General features: G+C 52.8%; 1 pseudogene. It reads right to left on the bottom strand.

Annotated elements, in window-relative coordinates:
• Positions 1-214: pseudogene (locus M6G53_RS25465) on the bottom strand (IS4 family transposase); the annotation flags it as partial.

Raw genomic sequence — 214 nt, 5'->3', positions numbered from 1 at the left:
GCACCGGCTTTGCATTGAGCGCACGATAAATCGCTGTTTCTCCGACACTTTGTAGGCCAGATATTCAATCAGGTCTGCCTCCCGGTCACAGACAGAAATAACCTTGCTCATCTGTGCGCCAAGGCGCTCCGTCATTGCCCGGGAAGCACGTTCCCATTTAAAGCTTTCTTTACCCTCATACGGGCGCCGGGCATACCGAACACTCTGACCATAA

Source organism: Serratia nevei, assembly GCF_024160145.1.
Taxonomy (GTDB): domain Bacteria; phylum Pseudomonadota; class Gammaproteobacteria; order Enterobacterales; family Enterobacteriaceae; genus Serratia; species Serratia nevei_A.
Note: the sequence above shows the minus strand (reverse complement) of the source record. Positions and strands in the feature narration are given on the sequence as shown.